Below are 15,626 nucleotides of genomic sequence, written 5' to 3' on the forward strand. Positions count from 1 at the left end.
AGTGCGTCGCGATCTGCTGGGAGGCAAGGCATGGGGCGAGTGACGAGCAGGCGGCGTGTGGTGCGGCTGGTGGACGACGCGGTCACCGTGCGGCCGGACACGCTGGCGGTCGAGGAACCACTGGAGATCCGCGTGCGTGGCAAGTCCCTCGCCGTGACCATGCGCACGCCGGGTGACGACTTCGACCTCGCCGCGGGCTTCCTGGTCAGCGAGGGCGTGGTGCGCGCGCCGTCCGACATCGCGTCGATCCGCTACTGCGCGGGCGCCACGGCGGACGGGAGCAACACCTACAACGTCCTCGACGTCGGGCTCGCGGACGGCGTCGCGCCACCGGACCCGTCGATCGAACGGAACTTCTACACCACCTCGTCGTGCGGCCTGTGCGGCAAGGCGAGCCTGGACGCCGTGCGCACCACCGCGTCCTGGCAGGTCGCGGCCGACCCGATCCGCCTCGACCCGAAGATGGTCACCGAGTTCCCGACAAAACTCCGTGCCGCGCAACGGGTCTTCGACCGCACCGGCGGCCTGCACGCGGCCGGGCTGTTCGACGCCCAAGGCAACCTGTTGTGCCTGCGCGAGGACGTCGGCCGGCACAACGCGGTCGACAAGGTCGTCGGCTGGGCCACGCGCGGCGGACGGCTGCCGCTGACGAGCACCGTGCTGATGGTGAGCGGCCGGGCGTCGTTCGAACTGGTGCAGAAAGCGGTCATGGCCGGGATTCCGGTGCTCACGGCGGTGTCCGCGCCGTCCTCGCTCGCCGCCGACCTGGCGGAGGAGATGGGCGTGACCCTGGTCGGCTTCCTGAGGGGCACCTCCATGAACGTCTACACCGGCGGGCACCGGCTGGGGGTCACCGCCGGGGCACGTTAGTGGATGACCAGGCCGCCGACCGGGACCGCAGCGACATGCCCGGTCGGCGGCCTCCCCAGGGCGAGCGCGAGACCGACGTCGACCAGCGCCGCCCGGCGCAGACCCGCGACGTCGGCCAGCGGTGTCCACACAGGATCGACGGTCGCCCCGTTCGGCTCCGGCCGCGGCTCGCCGGTGATCCGGACGCGGTAGAAGACGCCGATGTTCTGGTGCGGCCCCTTCTCCGGCATGTGCCGCTCGGCCGCGGGGATGAACCGGGAGTCCACGCCCAGCAGACGTTCGACCTCGCCGTCGCACCCGGTCTCCTCGGCGACCTCCCTGACCACGGCGTCGAACGGGTCCTCGCCGTGCTCCACCGCACCACCGGGCAGCGACCAATGGCCTTCGTCGAACGCTGATGTACAACGAACGAGCAGTACGCGGTCGTTCTCGATGCTCACGGCGTAGGCGGCCAGCCGAAAGGTCGTCATGCGGACGACGTTAGCCCGTAAGGGGTCCTCCGCGAGGATGATGCCGCGCGGCGGACGCGATCTTGAACGCCACGACCTACCGTTCTCCCCATGTTGACTGTCAGGGGGATCGGCCGGAGCTTCGGCGATCACAGGGTGCTCGACGAGGTGAGCTTCGACGTCCGGCCCGGCCGGATGACGGGCTTCCTGGGCGCCAACGGGTCGGGCAAGACGACCACGATGCGGATCGTGCTGGGCGTGCTCGCCGCTCACGGGGGAACGGTGAGCTGGCAGGGGACCGAGGTCGGGCCGCAGAACCGGCCCGACTTCGGTTACATGCCGGAGGAGCGCGGGCTCTACCCGAAGATGAAGGTGCGCGACCAGATCACGTGGCTGGCGCGGTTGCACGGCATGGACCGCGAGACCGCGCAGCGCAACACCGACGCGCTGCTGGCGGACCTGGAGCTGACCGAACGGGCCGGGGACCGGCTCGAGGAGTTGTCGCTCGGCAACCAGCAGCGCGTGCAGATCGCTGCGGCGCTGGTGCACGACCCGGCCTTGCTGATCCTGGACGAGCCGTTCTCCGGCCTCGACCCGATCGCCGTCGAGACCGTGCTCGACGTGCTGCGCAAGCGGGCCGCCAACGGGGTGCCGGTGCTGTTCTCCAGCCACCAGCTGGCGATCGTGGAACGGCTCTGCGACGACGTCGTGATCATCTCAAAGGGACGGATCGTGGCCAACGGGTCACGCGAGGAACTGCGCGCCCGGCACGCGGGGGAGCGGTACGAGATCGTCGTGCAGGAGGACGCGGGCTGGGTGCGCGACGTGCCCGGCGCCAGGATCCTGGAGCTCGACGGGCCGCGCGCGGTGTTCGAGGCGGAACCCCAGCAGGTGCTCAGGGCGGCTCTGGACCGCGGCGAGGTCCGCTCGTTCACGCCGGTCGTGCCCACGCTGGACGAGATCTTCAGGGAAGTGATCTGACATGGCTCGCGCCTCCTTCAGCCAGGCGACGTGGCTCGTCGCCGAACGTGAGATGAAGACCCTGGTCGGCACCAAGGGCTTCTGGATCGGCTTCCTCTTCACGGTCGTCGGGTTGTTCGCGCTCACGATCCTGCCGACGGTGTTCGGGGGCGACGACCCCAAGGTCGCCGCGGTCGGGTCGGCCGTGCAAGCGGTGCAGGGCAAGGCACTCGACGTGCAGGAGGTCGGCAGCGTGCAGGAGGCCGCCGACCTGGTCAGGGCTGACGACGTCGACGCCGCGATCGTGCCGGACGGCGCCGGGATCAAGGTCCTCGCGCTCAACAGCCCGCCCAACAGCGTGATCCGCCGGCTCGTCGAGTCGCCCCCGGTGGAGTTGCTCGAGGCCTCGGCGGTGACGTCCGGACAGCGGTCCGTCACGGTGATCGTGTTCGGGCTGGTGTTCCTGATGTTCGGCATGGGCGGCGCGGCCATCGCGCAGAGCACCGTGACCGAGAAGCAGACGCGGATCGTGGAGATCCTCGTGTCGACCGTGCCGGTGCGGGCACTGCTCGCCGGCAAGATCCTCGGGCACACGATCCTGACGCTCCTCCAGGTCGTCGTCCTGGCGCTCGCGGCACCGATCGCGTTGCGGGTCGCGGGACTCGGCGAACTGCTGGGGGTGGTGGCGCCCGCGCTCGGCTGGTTCATCCCGTTCCTGATGCTCGGGTTCGTGCTGATCTCGTCCATGTGGGCCGTGGCGGGCGCGCTCGTCAGCCGTCAGGAGGACCTCGGCTCGACGATGGGCCTGGTCATGATCGCGGTCATGGGACCGTACTTCGGCGTGCAGTTCTTCTACGAGAACCCCGTCGTGCTCAAGTGGATGTCGTTCGTGCCCTTCACGGCCGGCGTCGCGATGCCGGTCCGGTTGTTCTCCGAACAGGCCGCGGCGTGGGAGGCGATCCTCTCCCTCGGCATCCTCGCGGTGACCGTCGTGGTGATCCTGCTGGTCGCGTCACGGCTCTACACCGGTTCGTTGCTGCAGACCGGCGGCCGGGTGAAGCTCTCCAAGGCCTGGGCACCTGCAGAATAGGCGCATGATCGCTGATCCGATTCGCCTCGCCGTCGTCGGCCTGGGAGCCATGGGCACCCGGATGCTGACGGCGGCGCTGGCACATCCCGACTTCACCGTGGTCGCGGGCGTCGACGTCGCACCTCGCACGCTCGACGTCCCGGTCGTCACGAACCTGGACGACGTGCTGTCCGATGTGGACGCGGTGTACGTCTCGACGCCGCCCGCCTCGCACGCCGAGCTGACGACGAAGGCGTTCCAGGCCGGCAAGGCGGTGTTCTGCGAGAAGCCCCTCGCCGTCGACCTCGCCGAGGCCCGCACGATGGCCGAAGCCGCCCAGGGCCGGCCGAACGCGGTGAACTTCGCGTTGTCCGACATGGTCGCGACGGTCGAGATCGAACGCCGGCTGCCCGAACTGGGCACGCTGCGGGGCGTGGAGATCCGGCTGCAGTTCCCGCGCTGGCCCAGGGCGTTCCAGGCGGAGGCGACCTGGCTGTCGCGGTCGGAGCAGGGCGGGTTCGTCCGCGAGGTGTTGTCGCACTTCGTCTACCTGACGGACCGGATGCTCGGGCCGCTCACGGTCGAGTCGGTGTCGTCGGACTTCCCCGAACCCGGCGCGGCCGAGGTGGCGGCCCGCGGTGTGCTGCGGGGCAGTGGCGCGCCGGTGCACGTGTCGGCGTTCTCCGGACTGGCCGGGCCCGAGATCTACGAGTGGACCGCGTGGGGCACCGAACGGTCGCTGCGCCTCGACCAGTGGGCCCTGCTGTCCACTTCGGACGGTGGAGCGTGGGAACCCGTGCCGCTGGAGCAGACCGGGTCCGACTACTCGCGGCTCACGCTGTTCGCACAGGCCGTGCGCGGCGAGCACCCGCGTGACCTGGCGGACTTCGCCAGCGGGCTGCGCGTGGCCGAGGTGATCGAGGCCTTCCTGCGATAAACCGCTTGACCCCGTTCGGCAGGATCGGGCCAATGGGGATCTTGTTCGTCACGCTCGCAGGACATGGACACGTCACGCCGACCCTCGCGGTCGTCGAGGAGCTGACCAGACGCGGCGCCGAGGTCGACTACGCGACCGGCGCCGAGCACGCCGAGGCGGTGATCGGAGCGGGCGCGCGATGGGTGGAACTCCCCGCGCTGCCCGACTTCCGGCCCGTCACCGCCAACCCGATCGACGAGTGGTTTCCGCACTACTTCCGGGCGATGAGCGCGACCTACCCGGTCCTGCTCGACCACTGCCGGACCGCCGAACCCGACCTGATCTGCTACGACTCCACGAGCTGGCCCGCCAGGCTGGTCGCGCACGCACTCGGTATACAGGCTGTGCGCACGGTGCCGCACACCGCATCCAACGCGCATTACAACCTCATGGACGCGAGCCTGGCGCGATATATCGCCGCCGACCTGGCGAAGTTCACCAGCCGTTACGACGTGGAGCTCGACATCCCGAGCACGATCGAGGCACCCGAGGCGTGCAGCATCGTGTTCGTGCCGCGGGAGTTCCAGCCGTACGAGGAGACGTTCGACGAGTCGTTCCACTTCGTCGGCCCGGTGCTGGGCAGCAGGCTGGACGAGGAGTGGTCACCGCGCCGTGACGACGTGCCGCTGCTGTTCGTCTCGCTCGGCTCGATCATGAGCGACGCCGGCTTCTACCGGGCCTGTGCCGCGCAGTTCGGCGACGGCGCCTGGCAGGTCGCGATGACCGCCAAAGACGTGGAGGGCACGGACGACATCGACGTCCAACCTTGGTTCCCGCAGCCCGCGGTGCTGAAGCACGCCAAGGCGTTCATCAGCCACGGCGGCATGAACTCCACGATGGAGGCACTGCATCAGGGCGTGCCGCTGGTCATCGTCCCGCAGACGCCGGAACAGGCCGCGAACGCCGACCGCGTGACCGAACTCGGCCTGGGCGAACGGGTCGACGACCACGCGGACCTGCGAGCGGCGGTCGAACGGGTGGCGGCCAGCGGCACGATCCGGCGGAACCTCGACCGGATGCGTGCCGCCATCGCTCACGGCGGCGGCGCCGCGAAGGCCGCCGAGATCATCCTCAGCCGAGCACCTCGCGCAGCTTGACGCCGAACTCCTCCGGCTTGCCCGCGTAGCCGAACTCGCCGCCGATGAAACCGCCGTGGTGGCTGGGGAACACGGTGGCTTCCTGGCCGAGCAGGCGTGCCGTGTGGACGGCCGTGCGCCCGGTGAACGCGTCGCCCGTCTCCTCGCCCACGGCGATCACGATGCGAGTGGGCGCGGCCGCCAGCTCCTGCACGCGCGGGTAGTAGTCGGTGATGGCGAGCGAGGCGGCCCCGAGCAACGGGTCGTCGCGCTTGCCGTCGTCCTCGGCGGACATCCCGAACTGCGCGGGGTCCGGCAGCGGCAGCGCGAAGTACTCGTCGGTGAACTCGCCCTGCCACGAGGTCATCTGGATGAACGCCGCCATGCCCGCGCCCTGGCCGTTGGCCTGGTACGCGTTCATGAACCCGTCACGGGCCCGGCGCGCGGCGGGAGCGTCGGGCAGCACGTCGATGAGTGGCGGCTCGTGTGCGACGAGCGTGACGACGTCGTCCGGGTAGGCCGCCACCAGTTCGAGAGCCGTGATCGCGCCGCCGCTGGACGCGAACAGGTCGACCGGACCGCCCACGGCCTCGATCACCGCGTGCACGTCCGCCGCCTGGATTTCGGGGGTGTTGTCGGTGCGACCGTCCGAACGGGTGCTGCGACCGAGACCGCGCGGGTCGTAGGTGATCACCGTGCGGTCGGGGAACTGCTCGCGCAACGCCACGAAGCCGCTCGCGTCCATCGGCTGGCCGATCATCATCAACGGACGGCCACCTTCGCCGCTGACGTCGTAGGTGATGGCTGCTTTGTCGGTTTCCAGAACGTGGGATTTCATGAGGTTCTCCCCAGTGGAGTCGGGTCTGAGCAGCCTAGTCACAGACGTGAACCCCGATGGGCTAACAGGCCGATCGACCTGCATGTATTCCCCTGTTATCAAAGGTCGCATGACACGAACAGCAGTGGTGACCGGCGGCGGCACCGGCATCGGCAGGGCGGTGGCCGCCCGGCTCGCCGAGCAGGGCCTGGACGTGGTGATCACGGGCAGGCGCGAGGACGTGCTCAAGGCGGCGGCGGGGGAGATCGGCGCACGGGCGGTCGTGTTCGACGCGGCGGACCCGGAGTCGGTCGAGGCCGCGCTGAACGACCTGCCGTCCTCAGTGGACGTCCTCGTGAACAACGCGGGCGGCAACATGACCCGCCGCTTGCCCGCGCCGCAGAACCTCACCGACGTGCGGAACCTGTGGCTCGCGAACTACGAGTCCAACGTGGTCAGCGCCGTCCTCGTGACGACCGCGCTGGAACCGCGGCTGGCCGACAACGCGCGGGTGGTGACGCTCGGCTCGATCGCGGGCAGGCGGGGTTCCGGTGCCTACGGCGCGGCCAAGTCCGCGGTGGAGGCGTGGACGGCGGACCTCGCGTTCGCATTGGGGGCGAGGGGGATCACGGTCAACGTCGTGTCGCCGGGTGTCGTCGAGGACACCGAGTTCTTCGGCGGCACCCTGAGTGAGGAACGGCGCAAGAAGCTCGTGGGCAACCCGGCGAACGGCCGTGCGGGCACCCCGGCGGACGTCGCCGCGACGATCGCGTTCCTGACCTCACCGGAGGCAGGGCACATCACCGCGCAGGTCATCGGGGTGAACGGCGGAGCCGGCCTCGGACGCTGAACCCGATGACCACCAGCAGCACGACGACGAGCGCGATCCAGGAGAACTCCGCGAGGTAGTGCTCGGCGGCTTCTCCCACGAAGTAGACAGCCGCCGTCGTGCCGCCGGCCCACGCGATGCCGCCAGCTGCGTTGGCCAGCAGGAACTTCCCGTAGTGCATGCCCATCGTGGCCGCGAGCGGACCGGACAGGATCCGCAGCAACGCCACGAACCGGCCGAAGAAGACCGCCCAGGCGCCGTAGCGCTCGAACAGCGCTTGGGCGCGGCCGACCTTGTCCGGACTGAAGTGGCTGGGGAACTTCTCGCCGGCCCAGCCGAAGATCCGCTGCCCGAACCGCTTGCCCAGCGCGTACCCGATGCTGTCGCCGATGATCGCCCCGGACGACGCGGCGATGCCGACCCACAGCGGTGAGATGCCGTCGTGGTGCGAGGCCATCAGCGCCGCCGCGACGAGCACGACCTCGCCCGGCAGCGGGATCCCCATGCTCTCGACACCGACCACCAGGCCTACGACGACGTAGACCAGCAGCGGTGGAACGGTGTGGAGCCACTCGGTCAGCACATCCGCGATCTTCCTCCAACCGGATGGGATCGGCCACGAGACACGGCCGTCTCGGTACCCTGCTGATCATCAGGACGAGGGGGCGGTTGTGGCGAGCCAGTTCGGCTTACTGCTGCGTCAGTGGCGGCAGCGAGCGGGCTTGAGCCAGGAGGCGCTCGCTCAACGCGCTGCCGTGGGCATTCGCACGGTGCGGGGGCTGGAGACCGGCGAACGGACCGATCCACGCATGGGCACCGTGCGCGCGTTGGCCGATGCTCTGGAGCTCACCGGCGCTGAGCGCACCGAGTTGTTCTCCGCCGCTGGGCGCGATGAACCCGTGGCCGCCGTGGAGCCCGTGAGGTTCGATCCGCTGCACGAGGCCGTCGAGACGTTGAAGGTCGCCATCGAGGCGCGGTGGCGGCGCGAAGAGGAGCAGCGGCAGATCCACGACCCGGTGCCGCTGCCGGTGCGGTGGGACGCGGCACCCGCGTCGTTGATGGACAGCTGGCTCAACATCGGCGGCGAGGCCGCGCTCGGAGGACGGCTGGACCAGGTCGTCGAGGTATATCGCGGGGTCGGGTCCCGGCGGCTGGTGGTGCTGGGCAGGGCGGGTTCCGGCAAGACGGTGCTGACCACGCGGTTCGTGCTGGATCTGCTCGCCGCGCGCAACCCGGCCGATCCGGTGCCGGTGATCTTCAGCCTCGGGGCGTGGCATCCCGAACGGGCCGGCTTGCGCGACTGGCTCGCCGACCAGCTCACGCGCGACCACCCGTTCCTCGCGGCTCCCGGCCCGAGCGGCGGGACGCTGGCGGCGGCGCTGGTCGACTCGCAGCGGGTGCTGCCGGTGCTGGACGGCTTCGACGAGATCGCGACCGGACTGCATCGGCCGGCGCTCACCGCGTTGAACACCACCACTCTGCCGTTGCTGCTGACCAGCCGGGTGGACGAGTATCGCGACGTGGTCGAGGGCACGGACGTGCTGACGTCGGCCGTCGCGGTCGTGCTGGCCGATCTGACGTGCGACGACCTCGCCGACTACCTGCCGCGCACCACGCGCAAGACCGGGCCGGGCGGCAACGTCTGGAAGCCCGTTCTCGACGAGGTGCGCAACGGTGGCCCGCTCGCCGAGGTGCTGACGACGCCGTTGATGGTGGCGCTCGCGCGGCGGATCTACAGCGACACCCCTGACCACGATCCGGCCGCGTTGCTGGACCTGCACGCGCCCGACGAGATCGAACGGCACCTGCTCAGCAGCTTCGTACCGGCTGTATACGGGGTGCATGCAGATCGTGTGCAGCCCTGGCTGGGTCATCTCGCCGATCACCTGACCAGACTCGGGACGCACGACGTGGCGTGGTGGCAGTTCGGCACCTCCTCGGTGGTGACCGGGCTGACCGTCGGGATCACGGTCGGAGTGGCCGACCTGGGGCTGGAGACGGTCCTGGTCGGCGGGCTGACCGCCAGGGGACTGCTGTTCGCGGCGATGATCGGGCTGGTCACCGGGTTGTTGTTCGGCGTGGCGCACCGGTTCGTGGTGCGCAGGACCCCGCTCGAACCCGTGCGGACGCGGCTGCGGTTGCGTGGCAGGGCCGGGCGGCGGGTGTGGTCGCGCGGATTGCTCGGGCTGGCGTTCGGCGGGGCGGTCGGTGCCGCCTACGGGCTGGTGCGCGCGATGGCGTTCTGGCTGGTCACGCCTGATGTTCCGTGGTCTGCCGGGGTGCTGGTCGACATCGGGGTGTTCGGCCTGGTGTTCGGGCTCGGTGCCGCGCTGGTGTTCGCCGTGGTCGCCGCGATGGAGGCGCCGCTGGACGTGCGGTCGGCGGGCAGTCCCGACGGGTTGCTGGAGGCGAACCGGCGCGCGGTGCTCGGACTCGTGGCGGCGATGGTGCCGGTGTTCGCGGTGTTCGTCGCAGGAGCCACCGGGGTCGTCGCGAGCGGGCTGACGGCGTTGCGGTTCGAGGTGCTGTGGAGCCCGACGACGGCGCTGGCGCTCGGGCTCGTCGGCGGCGTCGGGGGTGGGCTCGCGTACGTGCTGAGCCTGACCGCGTGGGGGCAGTGGGTGGTGTTCGCGCGCGTCTGGTTGCCGTTGACCGGGAAGCTGCCGTGGGGGTTGCCGGCGTTCCTGGACGACGCCTATCGGCGTGGCGTGCTGCGGCGGGCCGGTGCGGTCTACCAGTTCCGGCACGCGCGCCTGCAGGAGCATTTCGCGCGTTTGCGCTGATCAGGTGGACCGGCCACAAGTGGCCGGTCGTCTGGCCTGTTCCCTCGTTTGGTCCCGGTGTGATCGTTTGCCGGGACGAAGGGGGAACCAGGGGTGTCAGGCATCAACTGGGAGGCGTACAGCCATGAAGAGTTGCACCGGATGCTGTGGCAGGACGCTGATGTCGCGGACGTGAGCACCGTCGCCGAGGAGTGGACGCGGCACCGCGCCGCGTTGGACGCGCACGCCGAGGTGCTCCGGGAGCAGCGGACCGCGTTGCTCGACGGGTGGGCGGGGGCCGCGGCGGAGGAGGCCTCGGCTCGGCTGGGGGCGCTGGCCGAGCGGGTCGAGAAGATCAGTGAACTGGCGGTGGCCGGGCAGAAGGCCGCGCAGGACTCGGCCGACGCGTTGGCCGCGGCCCGTGCCGCGATGCCGCCGCCACCGGCTCCCGGGACGACGATGCCGGCGTTCGCGGGGCTGCCGACGGTGCCGGGGCTGCCCACCGCGCCGGCGTCGTTCGCGCTGCCCAGCGCACCGGCGCCGTTCGCGCCCGCCCCGTTCGCGCTCCCGACGGCTCCCGCGCCGTTCTCGCTGCCCAGCGCACCTGCACCGATGGCCCTGCCGAGCGCTCCGACCATGCCCGCCGGAGCCGCCTCGGGCTTCTACTTCTACTTCGGCGCCGCCTCGGCCGACCAGCAGAAGGCTCAGGCGGTCCGGGCGATGCAGACCTACGAGTCCAGCCTCAACGGCAGCGGCCGCCTCATCGACGACGCCCGCGGCAACATCCCGCAGGCCGCTCCCACGCCTCGTGCGGCGGCCGTGGCGCAGGTCAAAACACCCAGTTCAGGTGGCGTGCCGTGGCAACGCCTCGTGGGAGGAGGCGGTGGCGGTGGCTCGGTGGCGACGACCCGTGGGCCGGTGATCGGCGCCGCCACCCCGGTCAGCCAGCAGCTCACCCCTGGCATGCGGGCGGGGGTGATGTTCGGGCAGCACGGCGGGATCGCCGCGACCGGAACGCTCACCGCCGACCCGAGAACGGCGGCCCAGAACAACGCGATGGGTGCACCGCCGCCGGGAGGCGCCCGCAAGGACGAGGACGAACACCACGAGAACCAGATGCCGACGCTCGACCACGACCTGTTCGCGGTGACCGAGCGCGTGTCTCCGGCGGTCATCGGGGAGGACCGGTGACCGGCTACGAAGTCTCGCCCGACCAGCTGCAGGACCGGGTGAAGACGCTGACGAGGCTGGCCGAGCTGACCGGCGACCTGGTCTCGACGGCGAGCAGGCTGGCGGAGCGGACGCCGTTGCTCGGAACCGCCCCGCCAGCCCAGGACCTGTCGCGTCGCCTCAAGGACGCCGGGTCGGGGCTCGCGGGCGAGGTGAGCGCGGCCGAACGCGAGGTGCGCGAGTTCCGGCAGATGCTCGCGGAGATCAGAACCACCTACACCGAGACCGACGACGACCAGGCGCGGAAGGCGGGGCGATGATCGCCTTCGACCTCGTGGAGATGGACCTGCTCGCCACGCACGCCGGGGTGCGCTGGCCGTTCCCGTTGCGGGTGCCGTCGTTCGGCAGGCTCGCGGACGAACGCGCGACGCTGCTCGCCGAGGCGGGCCACGGGTTGCAGGCACGCGGACTGGCGGCACCGCACGGCCCGACGGGCATGGCCGCCGAACTGGTGACCGCGCTGCACGAGCACACCGCCGTGGTCGACCTCGTCGTGCCGGGAACGGGTGCGGTCGCGATGGTCTACGGCGACGACGCGCTGGTGTGCACGCAGTCCGAGAGCACGGTCCGGGTCACGCACGTCGAGGCGGAGACGCTCGGCGACGAGCTCGTGGCGTTGATCCCGGAGTCGAGGCCCGCGCAACTGATGCCGATCACCCTGCCGCCCGGCGCCGGACTCGACCTGGAGGTCACCGGGCAGGGCCAGGCGGGCGTGATCAGGGGCGGGCAGCGCCAGGAAGTGTCCTGGTTGGACAGTGCGGGCGGACGGGTCAGGGTCGACGTGGGCGAGGACGGCTGGGTCAGCGTCAACCCGTTGCGGCACCACGACCTGGTCCGGCTGATCGGTGAGCTCGCCGCGGTCGCGCGAGCCTAGAAGAGGGGGAGAAGTGGATCCAGCACAGTGGCTGGCGGACTACCAGGAACGCCTGGAGCGCGTCGCCTACAGCGCACGGTCGGCGAGCGCGAGCCTGGCCGAGGTCGGAGCCAAGGCGACGTCGCCACGCGGTGAGGTCACCGTGACCGTGAACGCGGGCGGAGTGCTCGGCGACGTCGTGCTGACGCCGACAGCACGCAAGCTCGACGTCGACACGCTCGCCATGCTGATCGTCAGCACCGCGCGGGAGGCGCAACGGCTGGCGAGCGCGCGAATGACCGAGGTGATGGCGGACTACCTCGGCGAGAGCGACGCACTGCACCAGATCACGAGGCACCTGCCGGAGGCCGTGCGATGAGCTTCACCGCCGACCACGAGCAGTTGCGGCGCCACGCCACGACGTTGACCGGGTACGCCGACCAGCTGTCCGAGACCGGAACCCGGCTGCCCGACCAGCTCGGCCAGGAGTCGCTCGGCTCGTTCGCCCAGTTCCTCGCCACGGGCCTGAGCGGCCCGATGGGGGAGACGATGGGCGCCTTCGCGCACGTCGCGTCCACAATGGACAAGGTCGGGGAGGGCATGCGGCGCACCGCGGAGAACTACCAGCGCACCGACGAGCGCAACGCCGAGAGCATCACGGGAGCCGGCCGATGACCGCCACCGCGGCGGACGCGGGCACGATCGCCGCGCTGCTGAACGAACTCCGCACCACCACGAGCGCCATCGCGGGCGACGAGTGGCTGTCGTCCGACCTCGCCGCCACGCCCAAGGCCCAGATGAGCGAACTGGGTTCGAACGGGAAACCGTTGCAGGCACTGGACAGCGCGGGCGTCGGCTTCCTCACGCCGATGATCTCGTTCCTCGAGGAGCCGCTGAACCAGTTGCGCGGCAACCCGGACGGTGTGCGGCAGGGCGCGGGCGAGTTCCAGAACGCCGGCAAGGCCGCGACCACCCTGGCCGACGAGTACGGCGCGAAGGCGGGCAGCGAGACCAGCGAGTGGACCGGGGACAGCGCGGCCGAGTACGCCAAGACCGGCAAGGAACTCGTCGACGGGGTGCTGTCCGTCGCCGAGACCGCGCTGACCAACGCCACCGCGCTGATCAAGGCGGGCGAGGTCGTCGCGCAGGTCGTCGCCGAGGTGACGCGGCTGATCACCGAGGCGGTCGGCAAGATCGTGCCGATCATGACGCAGGCGATCGCCGCGGCGGCCGCGACGTTCGGGCAGAGCATCGCCGTGGCGATCCCGCAGTGCGTGCAGATCGCCGTGGAGTGCGGTGCGCAGATCGCGGCCAAGCTCGGTGAACTGCTGGCCAGCGGCGAGAACCTGATCAAGCTGGTCGAGGGCGCGCAGGCAGTGCTGAAGATCGTGAAGCAGGCGATGTCGGTGATCGGGGACAAGGCCGAGGGAGGGTCGGCCGCGAGTAGCAAGGCGTCGGGCGACACGGCGTCGGGCGACACGGCGTCGGGCAACACGGCGTCGGGCCGTGCGGAACTGCCGACCGTCTCGGCCCGCACGGAGGCGGACCGGGCAGAGCAGCCGGTCGGCTAGGGCGGCGGGCGCGACTGTCTCGGCCCGCATCGGGGCGGACCGAGACAGTCAGCCCGCCCGCGCCCACGGCCGTCTCGGCCCACGCCCTGGCGGACCGAGACGGCCGGTTCTGCTAGCTGGTCAGGATCGCCCTGGCCAGGGCGGCGGTCTCGGACGGCGTCTTGCCGACCTTGATCCCCACCGCCTCCATGGCCAGTTTCTTGGCCTCCGCCGTGCCCGAGGAACCCGAGACGATGGCGCCCGCGTGGCCCATCGTCTTGCCCTCGGGCGCGGTGAAGCCCGCGACGTAGCCGACCACGGGCTTGGACACGTTGTCCCGCACGAACTCCGCCGCCCGTTCCTCCGCGTCGCCGCCGATCTCGCCGATCATCACGATCAGCTCGGTGTCCGGGTCCGCCTCGAACGCCTCGATGGCGTCGATGTGCGTGGTGCCGACGATCGGGTCGCCGCCGATGCCGACGCACGTGGTGAAGCCGAAGTCCTTCAGTTCGTGCATCAGCTGGTACGTCAGGGTTCCGGACTTCGACACCAGGCCGATCGACCCTGGCTTGGTGATGTCGGCGGGGATGATGCCCGCGTTGGACTTGCCGGGACTGATGATGCCGGGGCAGTTCGGGCCGATGATCCGCGTGGACCTGCCCTGGGCGTGCGCCCAGAAGCGTGCCGTGTCGTGGACCGGGACGCCCTCGGTGATCACCACGGCCAGCCCGATGCCGGCGTCGACCGCCTCGATCACCGCGTCGCCGGTGAACGCGGGCGGGACGAAGAGCACCGTCACGTTCGCGCCGGTCTCCGCCATCGCCTGGGCGACCGTGCCGTACACCGGCAGCGTGACGTCGTCGAAGTCGACGGAGGTGCCGGCCTTGCGCGCGTTGACGCCGCCGACGACCTGCGTGCCGGCCGCGAGCATGCGGCGGGTGTGCTTGGCACCCTCCGCTCCCGTCATGCCCTGCACGATCACGCGGCTGTTCTCGTCGAGGAAGATCGCCATCAGGACTCCTTGCCAGCGAGAGCGGCGGCACGGCCCGCCGCGTCGTCCATCGTGTGCGCCACGGTGATCAGCGGGTGTCGTGCCTCGTCGAGGATGCGGTGGCCCGCGTCGGCGTTGTTGCCGTCGAGACGGACTACCAGCGGTTTGTCGGCTCGGTCGCCGAGCATGCCGAGGGCCTGCACGATTCCGTTGGCCACCGCGTCGCACGCGGTGATGCCGCCGAACACGTTCACGAACACGCTGCGGACCGCGGGGTCCGAGAGGATGACGTCGAGGCCGTCGGCCATCACCTGGGCCGAGGCGCCGCCGCCGATGTCGAGGAAGTTCGCGGGCGCGGCGCCGGCCAGCGCCACGACGTCCAATGTGGACATGACGAGACCCGCGCCGTTGCCGATTACACCTACGGTGCCGTCGAGCTTGACGTAGTTCAGCCCCTTCTCGGCGGCCCGCACCTCCAGCGGGTCACCGACAGCGCTGTCCGAAGGTCGAGAGTGCCGGAACGACGCGTTGTCGTCCAGCGTCACTTTCCCGTCCAAAGCGACGATCCGGCCGTCCTTGGTGCGCGCCAACGGGTTCACCTCGACCAGTGTCGCGTCCTCGGACACGAAGACCTTCCACAAAGCGGAAGCGACGGCGTTCACCTCCGCGGCAACAGACGGTGGAAACACCGCAGCTGCGTCGAAGGACGAAGCTGGCATTCGAGTGATGGAGTCCGCCATCTCCTCGATCTCCACGCCGCCGGTGGCCGAGGCCATGCCGATGAACGTCCTGTTGGCACGATCGAGGAGGAACGACAGGTAGTACTCCTCGGCGATCTCGCTCGCCTCGGTGACCAGAACCTTGTGCACGGTGTGGCCCTTGATGTCCATCCCCAGGATGGCCGAGGCCGCGCCGAAAGCTTCGTCGGGCGTCGAAGCGAGTTTGATGCCGCCAGCCTTGCCGCGGCCGCCGGTCTTCACCTGAGCCTTCACGACGACAGTGCCGCCGAGCTTCGAGGCGGCCTCGCGCGCGGATTCAGGAGTGTCCGCCACGAAACCACGCGGAACGGGCACCCCGTACCGCTCGAAGAGGTCCCGCGCCTCGTGTTCGAAAAGATCCACCGTCTACGTCCTCTCGCCGAAAACTTGCGGCCATCTATGGACATCCGGTTGGTAGCGGAGTAACGATATGCCT

The 15,626-nt window shown here is 70.4% G+C and carries 18 protein-coding genes; 13 read left to right on the forward strand and 5 right to left on the reverse strand.

All coding sequences use genetic code 11. The features are described 5' to 3' along the window. The first annotated feature begins 30 nt into the window (after window positions 1-30). Window positions 31-870, forward strand: a complete 840-nt coding sequence (gene fdhD / locus OG205_RS02645) for a formate dehydrogenase accessory sulfurtransferase FdhD (RefSeq protein WP_330274611.1) — start codon at window positions 31-33, stop codon at window positions 868-870. Here the strand turns inward: fdhD and OG205_RS02650 are convergent. Continuing rightward, window positions 867-1,340: an NUDIX hydrolase gene (locus OG205_RS02650; RefSeq protein ID WP_330274612.1), complete on the reverse strand. Its 474-nt coding sequence runs from the start codon at window positions 1,338-1,340 to the stop codon at window positions 867-869. The genes fdhD and OG205_RS02650 overlap by 4 nt on opposite strands. Before the next feature lie 90 nt (window positions 1,341-1,430). Between OG205_RS02650 and OG205_RS02655 the strand changes: the two genes are divergently transcribed. From OG205_RS02655 to OG205_RS02670, 4 genes are read left to right on the forward strand one after another with little or no spacing between them, the layout of a single operon-like run. Continuing rightward, on the forward strand, window positions 1,431-2,300 hold the full coding sequence (locus OG205_RS02655; protein ID WP_330274613.1) for an ABC transporter ATP-binding protein: 870 nt from the start codon (window positions 1,431-1,433) through the stop codon (window positions 2,298-2,300). A 1-nt stretch (window position 2,301) separates the two neighbouring features. Beyond that, window positions 2,302-3,369, forward strand: coding sequence for an ABC transporter permease (locus OG205_RS02660; protein WP_330274614.1), 1,068 nt, complete (start codon window positions 2,302-2,304; stop codon window positions 3,367-3,369). A 4-nt stretch (window positions 3,370-3,373) separates the two neighbouring features. Further along, window positions 3,374-4,285 (forward strand): Gfo/Idh/MocA family protein, encoded by a 912-nt coding sequence (locus OG205_RS02665; RefSeq protein WP_330274615.1) that lies wholly within the window; start codon window positions 3,374-3,376, stop codon window positions 4,283-4,285. A gap of 32 nt (window positions 4,286-4,317) precedes the next feature. After that, window positions 4,318-5,421: a macrolide family glycosyltransferase gene (locus tag OG205_RS02670; protein ID WP_330274616.1), complete on the forward strand. Its 1,104-nt coding sequence runs from the start codon at window positions 4,318-4,320 to the stop codon at window positions 5,419-5,421. On the opposite strand, the gene OG205_RS02675 is transcribed toward OG205_RS02670, so the two are convergent. Next, window positions 5,396-6,238, reverse strand: coding sequence for an alpha/beta fold hydrolase (locus OG205_RS02675; protein WP_330274617.1), 843 nt, complete (start codon window positions 6,236-6,238; stop codon window positions 5,396-5,398). The two genes, OG205_RS02670 and OG205_RS02675, sit on opposite strands and share 26 nt — an antisense overlap. Before the next feature lie 109 nt (window positions 6,239-6,347). Here OG205_RS02675 and OG205_RS02680 point away from each other — a divergent pair, with 109 nt between their 5' ends. Beyond that, complete coding sequence (locus tag OG205_RS02680; protein ID WP_330274618.1) at window positions 6,348-7,067, forward strand: SDR family NAD(P)-dependent oxidoreductase; 720 nt, start codon at window positions 6,348-6,350, stop codon at window positions 7,065-7,067. Here the strand turns inward: OG205_RS02680 and OG205_RS02685 are convergent. Then, entirely contained in the window at window positions 7,030-7,629 is a 600-nt protein-coding gene (locus tag OG205_RS02685; RefSeq protein ID WP_330274619.1) for a DedA family protein, read from the reverse strand. The genes OG205_RS02680 and OG205_RS02685 overlap by 38 nt on opposite strands. 88 nt (window positions 7,630-7,717) lie before the next feature. Between OG205_RS02685 and OG205_RS02690 the strand changes: the two genes are divergently transcribed. The 7 genes from OG205_RS02690 (at window position 7,718) to OG205_RS02720 (ending at window position 13,462) form a co-directional block, all read left to right on the forward strand. Then, a complete protein-coding gene (locus OG205_RS02690; protein ID WP_330274620.1) occupies window positions 7,718-9,829 on the forward strand; it encodes an XRE family transcriptional regulator in 2,112 nt (703 codons plus the stop codon). Window positions 9,830-9,922: 93 nt separating this feature from the next. Further along, window positions 9,923-10,999 carry a hypothetical protein gene (locus tag OG205_RS02695; RefSeq protein ID WP_330274621.1) on the forward strand — a complete coding sequence of 359 codons (1,077 nt, stop codon included), beginning with the start codon at window positions 9,923-9,925 and terminating at the stop codon, window positions 10,997-10,999. Next, window positions 10,996-11,298 (forward strand): hypothetical protein, encoded by a 303-nt coding sequence (locus tag OG205_RS02700; protein ID WP_330274622.1) that lies wholly within the window; start codon window positions 10,996-10,998, stop codon window positions 11,296-11,298. Before OG205_RS02695 ends, OG205_RS02700 begins: the two co-directional genes overlap by 4 nt. Further along, on the forward strand, window positions 11,295-11,912 hold the full coding sequence (locus OG205_RS02705) for an ESX secretion-associated protein EspG (RefSeq protein ID WP_330274623.1): 618 nt from the start codon (window positions 11,295-11,297) through the stop codon (window positions 11,910-11,912). Before OG205_RS02700 ends, OG205_RS02705 begins: the two co-directional genes overlap by 4 nt. Window positions 11,913-11,925: 13 nt before the next feature. Next, entirely contained in the window at window positions 11,926-12,270 is a 345-nt protein-coding gene (locus tag OG205_RS02710) for a YbaB/EbfC family nucleoid-associated protein (RefSeq protein WP_330274624.1), read from the forward strand. Further along, complete coding sequence (locus OG205_RS02715; protein WP_330274625.1) at window positions 12,267-12,566, forward strand: type VII secretion target; 300 nt, start codon at window positions 12,267-12,269, stop codon at window positions 12,564-12,566. Before OG205_RS02710 ends, OG205_RS02715 begins: the two co-directional genes overlap by 4 nt. Then, complete coding sequence (locus tag OG205_RS02720; protein WP_330274626.1) at window positions 12,563-13,462, forward strand: hypothetical protein; 900 nt, start codon at window positions 12,563-12,565, stop codon at window positions 13,460-13,462. Before OG205_RS02715 ends, OG205_RS02720 begins: the two co-directional genes overlap by 4 nt. 112 nt (window positions 13,463-13,574) lie before the next feature. Here the strand turns inward: OG205_RS02720 and sucD are convergent, their stop codons facing one another. Both sucD and sucC read right to left on the reverse strand, forming a co-directional pair. Then, window positions 13,575-14,453, reverse strand: a complete 879-nt coding sequence (sucD, locus tag OG205_RS02725; RefSeq protein WP_330274627.1) for a succinate--CoA ligase subunit alpha — start codon at window positions 14,451-14,453, stop codon at window positions 13,575-13,577. Continuing rightward, complete coding sequence (gene sucC, locus OG205_RS02730) at window positions 14,453-15,553, reverse strand: ADP-forming succinate--CoA ligase subunit beta (protein WP_330274628.1); 1,101 nt, start codon at window positions 15,551-15,553, stop codon at window positions 14,453-14,455. The genes sucD and sucC overlap by 1 nt, the downstream gene beginning before the upstream one ends. Between the last annotated feature and the right edge of the window lie 73 nt (window positions 15,554-15,626).

It is taken from the genome of Lentzea sp. NBC_00516 (assembly GCF_036346835.1).
GTDB lineage: Bacteria > Actinomycetota > Actinomycetes > Mycobacteriales > Pseudonocardiaceae > Lentzea > Lentzea sokolovensis.

Coding starts and splice junctions, on each gene's coding strand:
- fdhD (WP_330274611.1), top strand. CDS start 31: ATGGGGCGAGTGACGAGCAGGCGGCGTGTGGTGCGGCTGGTGGACGAC.
- OG205_RS02650 (WP_330274612.1), bottom strand. CDS start 1,340: ATGACGACCTTTCGGCTGGCCGCCTACGCCGTGAGCATCGAGAACGAC.
- OG205_RS02655 (WP_330274613.1), top strand. CDS start 1,431: ATGTTGACTGTCAGGGGGATCGGCCGGAGCTTCGGCGATCACAGGGTG.
- OG205_RS02660 (WP_330274614.1), top strand. CDS start 2,302: ATGGCTCGCGCCTCCTTCAGCCAGGCGACGTGGCTCGTCGCCGAACGT.
- OG205_RS02665 (WP_330274615.1), top strand. CDS start 3,374: ATGATCGCTGATCCGATTCGCCTCGCCGTCGTCGGCCTGGGAGCCATG.
- OG205_RS02670 (WP_330274616.1), top strand. CDS start 4,318: ATGGGGATCTTGTTCGTCACGCTCGCAGGACATGGACACGTCACGCCG.
- OG205_RS02675 (WP_330274617.1), bottom strand. CDS start 6,238: ATGAAATCCCACGTTCTGGAAACCGACAAAGCAGCCATCACCTACGAC.
- OG205_RS02680 (WP_330274618.1), top strand. CDS start 6,348: ATGACACGAACAGCAGTGGTGACCGGCGGCGGCACCGGCATCGGCAGG.
- OG205_RS02705 (WP_330274623.1), top strand. CDS start 11,295: ATGATCGCCTTCGACCTCGTGGAGATGGACCTGCTCGCCACGCACGCC.
- OG205_RS02715 (WP_330274625.1), top strand. CDS start 12,267: ATGAGCTTCACCGCCGACCACGAGCAGTTGCGGCGCCACGCCACGACG.
- OG205_RS02720 (WP_330274626.1), top strand. CDS start 12,563: ATGACCGCCACCGCGGCGGACGCGGGCACGATCGCCGCGCTGCTGAAC.
- sucD (WP_330274627.1), bottom strand. CDS start 14,453: ATGGCGATCTTCCTCGACGAGAACAGCCGCGTGATCGTGCAGGGCATG.